Genomic DNA, 5,073 nt, shown 5'->3' with positions numbered 1-5,073 from the left:
TGACATGCTCCCCATTAAATCACCGGTTTAGTACGGAGTATGTCAACGCTCTTTGTTGTTTTGGCGACTTGCAGCTTTGTTAATTGATTCTTGTCGCTCATTTTCAGCAATTTCTTTTTGAAACTCCTGAATTTTCTTGTATTCGTCTTGGTTCTGTTTGAAAAGTTGAGTATGTGCTTTTTCGTAATAAGTGTAGTTAGCACCTAGATTTTCCTTGCTCTTGTACTCAAGTAGCAAGTTTTCCCATTTTACTTTGATGTTGTTGTTATGCAGGTTCACCATTTCTGAAAGTTCTTTTTTCCAAGTCCCAATTTTGAAAGGGTTTAATGGCTTGTTTTGCTTATGTACTTCAATCTTAGTAAGAAGTTTTGAGCTTAATTCTTTGCATTCTTGTGTTTTTTCTAAAATTTCTCTTAAATCATTCTCAAAAATTTCTTTGGCCAACTTTGAAACACGAGCATTAAAATCGGCAATAGCCTGTTTTTTTTCGGGCTGACTAAGTTTGAGAATAGGGCTAGATGGCTCTATTTTGCGTTCTAAGGCGTTTTTAGGCTCAATATGTACGTTTGCTTGTCCTGATTGCTCAAGCTCTCTTTGTGGGTGTTTTAGGCTCTCTAGGTCGCTTAAAATCTTATCGGCCAAAATGATTTCTTGATCTAGCCCTTTAATTAATTGCTCATTTGCCAGTTTTTCAGCATTTTTAGCCTTAATAGCATCGTTTTTCAGGCTGATTTCAGTATCTATGCCCTGTCTGCGAAGTTGTGTAACTTTGCTGCCTTCGTGCTGTGTGGCTTCAAGCCCTAAGCCTTGCGCTTTGTAGCTGCGGTGATCGACTTCCACAAAGATATGCCCTGTTCTTGCTAGGTGGCGGTTTGTTAGGTCTGCAAACTTTTCTCTCCAGTGTTCGACCTGTTGCTTGCCGTGATCGTTAAACTCTCTCGTTTTTTTGCCTAAATTGCCCTGTTCGTCAATGCTGCGAGTGGTTAGTAAAATATGAGCGTGATAGTTGCGCTTATCGCTACCGCTTTCCGTGTGTGGGGCGTGAATGGCTGCATCCACGACAACGCCATGACGCTTGATAATTTCCTGGCATAGGTCGTCTAGTAGCTCTTGCCGTTCCTGTTTGTTGAGTTCGTGAGGGAATGCAATTTCAAATTCTCTAGCAAGCTGTGAATTTTTGCGATTCTCGACTTTCTCTACAGTGTTCCAAAGTTGGTTGCGGTCTAGTAATTCGGGGTTCGTTCCTGCAGGGGCATAGATTTTTGAAAACTCCACACCTGTTTTTTTCGTGTAATCCTGTTCTTTCCCTTGTCTTTCATCTATCAACTTTTCGCCTGAACGATAGGCAGCAGCAGCTACGGCACTCCGCCCATCTGCTCTACTTACGTTTTTAACTGAAAAGTGATAAATCGCCATTTTCTCTTTTGTCTTTTTTCCAACAACCAAAACAACAATAAAAACAAATCTGCTTTTATGGGGGTTAAGGGGGTATCACCTTTCGCACTCCAAACTTAATGAAATTAGTTTGGGAAAGTGCGCCCTTCGGGAAAACCATTATAGCTTAGGAAGGCATTGAATCTCAATGGCAGGTATCCTATGCTCTAATGGTTTTTTAAAAGGCTTTGGAATCAAAATGGTTATTGAATCTTTAGATCAGAAAATTGCAAAACAACAAGAGAAGTTAAACCAGTTAAAAGCGCAAAAACAGGCTGCTTTAGCAAGAGAAAAGGCAAAACAAAAAGCACAAGAAAGAAAGGACGACACTAGACGTAAAATTTTACTGGGTTCTTTCTTGATGAAACAAATGGAAGATGAAGCGCAGAAACAAAAAATACTCGCTGGCCTGAACCAGTATTTGACCGAAGATCGTGACAGAAAACTATTTGGACTTTAATGCTGCCAGCTTTTGTTTCCTCTCTTCAAAGTGTGCTTTAAGCCCATCATTAATCGGGTGATCAGGGTTTTTCGCTGCTTCTCTTTGAGCCTGAATGATTCTGTTTCGGGCTTCTAAAATACTTTCGGTCTTTTCCATGAAATTTTCTCCGTTGCTCTAAAAGAATGTCTCTATTTTTTTCTGAAATTGTTTGAATATAATAGTATTTTTAGATTTTTTATCCTACAAAAGCCCTTATTATGTAGAAATCCAAGCAAAGGAACAGAACTGCGTATAAGAGGTTTTATGTTAAATAAAAATATGTGATTTCGTTACAATCAGAGTATAACTTTATGCTTTTATTTCATAAGGTTATTAGTAATGGAAAAAATTAATCAATTTTTATTTTTTTTAAAGCAAAAATTGGAAAATTATCAGACATTTGACACATGGAAGCACCTAGAAATACTGACTGCAAGGTGTGCCATGGATATCATTCAAAATGATACAAATTATTATGGTTGGATTGTTGAATATGATGAAAACGCTCATAAATTTCCCGATGTAATTATAACTACACATGATGGGAAGTTTGGTATAGAGGTTAAAAGTAGTAAATCGAAGAACTGGGAAACTTTAGGAGGAAGTATTAATGAATCTACTAAAGTTCCAGGGTTAGATGAAATTTTTATTTTGTTTGGAAAAAACATCAATAATCAAGTAAATATAAAAATAAAAGAATTCTCAAAATGTGTCAAAAGTGTTGCTGTTACACACTCTCCAAGGTATTTAATTGATATGGATCTGAAGGATGGAACAGATATTTTTACTCAACTGAATACAAGTTATGAAGAGGTTTGCGCTACCACAACACCCTTTGAGATATTTAAAAATTATTTTAAAGATAAAGCTAAAAGATCAAATACTAAATTTTGGTTTCTCAGTGATGATGAGAGCGAGCGTAATTCTGAAACTTATCAAGAGTTGGAGTGGAAGTTTTTTAATAGGCTTACAAGTGAAGAAAAAATAGAACTAATCTCTGAAGCAATAATTCTATATCCATTTGATCTTTTTGGATCGACAAAAACTATCTACGATAATTCTAATTTGTTCTTTTTAGGTCGGAATATAATTAGTAACTCAATGAGAGATAATTTTACGGCTGGAGGGCAATTCTATGTTTGTGGACACAAAGTCCCTCAAAAATACTCATTGCTTCTGAATGAAGATTATCTTGATATTATTAATAAATTATTAAGTAATGTACCTACAATAGAAATGAAACAGGTATACGAAACTGAAAATATTCAGCAAATTAGAAGTACATGGTTTCGAGAAATTGCAAGAGCTTTAGAGAGCACAATAGAAGTAGTATGTGTACGAGAATCTATACTAAATGGTATAAAAGAAAAGGTCTAAATTAAGAAGAACCATAGTTAAATTAAATAACTATGGTTCAGTAATTAATAATTATTTAAACAATTTTGGCCATATTTCACTAAGGTGTTTACCTATTGCAAAGCCTAACAATGGTGGAACAGCATTACCAATAATTTTGTATGCTGATGATGCTGATACAGAGTTGTACTTTCCATGGTGGAATACAAATTCGTAATCGGGTGGAAAACTTTGAATTAAGGCACATTCACGAACCGTTAAGCGTCTTTGTGGTAAATGAAATTCAGCTGAATTTCTTCCGCCATTTTCTTGAGACAATCTTCGAAACTCAATGTTTCCATGATGTTCTGCTCTAATAGTTGGAGCTTGACCATCCATGTTAACTTCAATATTTCCTTGAGTTTTTCTGAAAAGTTTTGCTTTAGAATAGGATTGTTGGCTTTTATCTGTACTTGCTAATTCAGGCTCTGGTAGATGTGCCAAAATTTGATTTAATGTGGCATAGGGTTTTAATCCATTTTCTAAACCGTGTGTCTTCGGTGGATATGGATAAACCTCAGACTGATCTTGTAAAGTTAGTAAACTTTCCAGCATCTCTGGGCTGGCATAACGTTTAGAAATACCAATAAAAATGACTCGCTCTCTATTTTGAGCTACACCATAGTCTTTAGCATTTAAGATTTGTGCATCTAAGACAATGTATCCATCATCAATATTACGAAAATCATTTTGAATTATTTCTTTGACATCACCTAGCGTGACTAAACCTTTAACATTTTCAGCAATAAAGACTTTAGGTTTAGTCATCTCAACAACTTTTTTTAACCACAGATACAATTGACCACGCGTTGCTTCAGTTGGTTCATTATAGATAACGCCATTGTGATCTTTATGTGATTCAAAACCTTTTCTTTTACCTGCAAAGCTAAAGTCCTGACATGGGAATCCACCAGTCACAACATCAATATCGTTAGGAAATGAAAATTTTTTGTTTTCAATATTATTGACAACATCGACAATACTTTCTAGATGAAAAATATTTTCAGGTTGGCTTACTCTAGTTTTGAAGAAATTACACCACGCTAGTTTTGCAAACGGCAAAATATCATTGGCAAAAACAGTTTCAAATCCTGTTTTCTCTAAGTAGACATAGTTTTCATCATGATTTAAAACATGCGATGCATATATATCATTATTTATGGAAGATTTATGAGCGAGAAATCCACCCTCTAAACCTAAATCCATACCACCACAACCAGAAAACAAAGATAAAACTTTCAAAATAGACTCTTCTGTAAAAATATCAATAAAATTTAAAGCTTGGATACATCTAAACCAGCAGCCTTTAATCTCTCTGTTATATTCCGCATTTTGCTAAATTCAGAGCCATACCCAATAGGAAGTTTTGTTTCTTCACAGAATTCTTTAGATGTGATGGATTTCAACTCATCAGCGTATTTAATCATCTGAATATGTAGTTCTGCTGTTTGTCTATTCCTAGGAGCATCATTTACAGCATCAACAATACATTTAAAAATTTCATCGTGTGTCACAAGAGATCTCTTGATTATATAATCTATATAAATAATATAATTTATATAGATTATATAATCAAGCTGTAACATCACAAACTTACCCCAAGGTTTATCCGCAAAAATTGTGGATTGTTTTTAGGCTGAAAGCCTTATAGAGTGTATGTGATTCTTGTTTTTGAGTGTTTTTTGAGCAAAAGTGTTGGCAAAAAATATCAAAACCGCTCATAAAAAAGCCGACTTGTTTCAAAATCGGCTTTTTGGGCATTT

The 5,073-nt window shown here is 35.0% G+C and carries 6 protein-coding genes; 2 read left to right on the top strand and 4 right to left on the bottom strand.

Features of this window, described 5'->3' with window-relative positions:
* Window positions 1-42: 42 nt before the first annotated feature.
* Window positions 43-1,416, bottom strand: coding sequence for a MobQ family relaxase (mobQ, locus tag F947_RS13805; protein WP_004977133.1), 1,374 nt, complete (start codon window positions 1,414-1,416; stop codon window positions 43-45).
* A 217-nt stretch (window positions 1,417-1,633) separates the two neighbouring features.
* Between mobQ and F947_RS13800 the strand changes: the two genes are divergently transcribed.
* Window positions 1,634-1,894: a hypothetical protein gene (locus F947_RS13800; RefSeq protein ID WP_026438538.1), complete on the top strand. Its 261-nt coding sequence runs from the start codon at window positions 1,634-1,636 to the stop codon at window positions 1,892-1,894.
* Here F947_RS13800 and F947_RS14770 read toward each other — a convergent pair.
* Window positions 1,880-2,032 carry a hypothetical protein gene (locus F947_RS14770; RefSeq protein WP_004977125.1) on the bottom strand — a complete coding sequence of 51 codons (153 nt, stop codon included), beginning with the start codon at window positions 2,030-2,032 and terminating at the stop codon, window positions 1,880-1,882. The two genes, F947_RS13800 and F947_RS14770, sit on opposite strands and share 15 nt — an antisense overlap.
* Window positions 2,033-2,254: 222 nt before the next feature.
* On the opposite strand from F947_RS14770, the gene F947_RS13795 reads away from it, so the two are divergent.
* A complete protein-coding gene (locus tag F947_RS13795) occupies window positions 2,255-3,292 on the top strand; it encodes a hypothetical protein (RefSeq protein ID WP_004977124.1) in 1,038 nt (345 codons plus the stop codon).
* A gap of 51 nt (window positions 3,293-3,343) precedes the next feature.
* Here F947_RS13795 and F947_RS13790 read toward each other — a convergent pair whose 3' ends face one another.
* On the bottom strand, window positions 3,344-4,552 hold the full coding sequence (locus F947_RS13790) for a DNA cytosine methyltransferase (RefSeq protein ID WP_004977123.1): 1,209 nt from the start codon (window positions 4,550-4,552) through the stop codon (window positions 3,344-3,346).
* Window positions 4,553-4,584: 32 nt separating this feature from the next.
* A complete protein-coding gene (locus F947_RS13785; RefSeq protein WP_004977122.1) occupies window positions 4,585-4,824 on the bottom strand; it encodes an HTH-like domain-containing protein in 240 nt (79 codons plus the stop codon).
* Window positions 4,825-5,073 lie beyond the last annotated feature (249 nt).

The sequence above is a fragment of the Acinetobacter towneri DSM 14962 = CIP 107472 genome, assembly GCF_000368785.1.
In the GTDB taxonomy this organism is placed as follows: Bacteria; Pseudomonadota; Gammaproteobacteria; order Pseudomonadales; family Moraxellaceae; genus Acinetobacter; species Acinetobacter towneri.
The sequence above is the reverse complement of the archived record's forward strand: the minus strand, read 5'-3'. Positions and strand labels throughout refer to the sequence as shown.